Source organism: Shewanella sp. SM29, from assembly GCF_025654245.1.
Classification (GTDB): domain Bacteria; phylum Pseudomonadota; class Gammaproteobacteria; order Enterobacterales; family Shewanellaceae; genus Shewanella; species Shewanella oncorhynchi.
The window spans coordinates 1-1,933 of sequence record NZ_JAKKRN010000071.1 but is presented as its reverse complement, the minus strand read 5'-3'; the positions used below and the strand labels follow the sequence as shown (position 1 = coordinate 1,933).

Below are 1,933 nucleotides of genomic sequence, written 5' to 3'. Positions count from 1 at the left end.
TTAGCTGGGTATAAATATCAAAGTTTTGCGTTCTGGCGCCTATTGGGGGGGCCTTTTCTGTACCTGAGTCATGTGTGCCAGGTATAGAAATTTTGTCTAATGTTAAACTTTTATTTAGTGCACTCATCCAATTATTTGTACTTACGTGAGACATATTATTCTCCAATTTTGGCTATCTGTCGAAATAATATCTGATAGGCTATAACTAACAAATAATAGCCTATCAGTAAGTTTCTTATATGGACGAACGAATTTAGTATAATTGTTCCATCCATCAATTCAGCTTTGTTTGATAAGACTTAAGGTTTTGTGTAACGACCAGTCAGACTAGAATTAACTTCAGAGTTGTCCATTTGAAATAAGAGTAATTCTACTGCGGTACTTGAATCACTAACTAGTGCAGCTATAGAACCGGAGCCAACTTTGTTTTTCTTTAAAATATCAAGGATTAGCTTGCCACTCGCAGTAATAGCACCTACGGGATTCTCTGTAACTACATTTTTTACAATATTTAACGTATCTTTGGCTAAGCCTTCAGCATAATGTTGGTCTACACTGCCCCATGTTACACCGATCATGTCCTTCGAGCCAATCCACCAATTATTGTGATTTCCATAGCTACCTTGTCCTAAAAGGAAATCGTCGATAGTATGTACAATACCATTAACTTTAAGGGTTAACTTTCCACGTACTGCAAAATTCAGTTCTGAAGGTTGGCGGTCGTTAAATGTTTTAGCTATCATCCCACCGCTGCCTGCGCTATTAATAAACCATTTAGCCACATCGCTTGTTTTGTGACGGCCAGCTTTTACTACCAGAGTTTTTCCATGACAGATAACGCCGTCATAAGGTTGGTCATTGCTAATGCTATGGTCCTTTTCAGTAAAGGAAACATCTGATAGTCCTTCAATGTTAAAGATAAACTCATTATCGTGAATTTTTATTCCCATTTTGTTCTTCTCCGGTTTTGTAAATTTATTAACTAACTAGGGTATGAAATATTATTACCGTAGGGTGTACTCAATAAGTCAATAGTGAGTTCCCTCAATAACAAATCTAACAAGATTTTAACATTAATCAATACTACTTTAGTGCTGTTAGATATTATTGTCGATGTAAATTATTAGTGAGAGATTAAGGTTCTGTCGCTAACTGATAATATGCAACATGATTTAATAGCGTATGTTCTATCCGATGAAATTAGATTAGTGCTAAATTTCAGTTATCTTTACTTAATCATTAACTTAAATTGAGCGCCAGATAGAATTCAATAAGGCTATCACTGATGGACATTAATGCTATTCCAGTTGTGGCCTGTTAAACTGCTCTCTGGTTAAATACTAATTTACGTCATCAAAAAGTATTAAAAAACATGAATGTGTTGACTTTTAATAAATTAGGTTTTGATTTTTCTTGCTAGTTAGGCAACACACCGACATCATCACGAATAATATATTGGAATATAATATAATATAATATAATTAGATTAGCAGATACTCCAGTGTACTGGTCAACCCAAACTGGACACTTTTACTTGAGAATTTTCAAACTCTACAGGTGACAGATCGTCATTAGCAGAATGAAGCCGCTCCAAGTTGTAATATTTCATGTAAGCCGTCACATCTTGCTTCATAAACTCCCTTGTTGGTTGAGCAACTTTAAAAATCCAATCGTGTTTCAAGCAACCAAAGAAACGCTCAACAACGGCGTTATCCCAACACGCTCCCACATCACCCATGCTGGCTCGGATACCATAGCTCGATAGCAGCCTACCGAATTGCTTACTGGTATATTGCGAGCCTAGGTCACTGTGAAATACCAACCCTCGCGCTGGTTAGCGCAGGTTGTAGGCTTTCATTAATGCCTTAGATATCAAATCTGTGGTCATGCGTTTGTCTATGTGCCATCCCACAATCCGGCGTGAATATAAATC

The 1,933-nt window shown here is 36.8% G+C and carries 1 protein-coding gene and 1 pseudogene; both read right to left on the bottom strand.

The window, feature by feature from the left end:
* Positions 1–299: 299 nt before the first annotated feature.
* Complete coding sequence (locus L5L77_RS22430; protein ID WP_263223440.1) at positions 300–950, bottom strand: hypothetical protein; 651 nt, start codon at positions 948–950, stop codon at positions 300–302.
* A gap of 560 nt (positions 951–1,510) precedes the next feature.
* Positions 1,511–1,933, bottom strand: a pseudogene (locus L5L77_RS22425) (DDE-type integrase/transposase/recombinase); the annotation flags it as partial.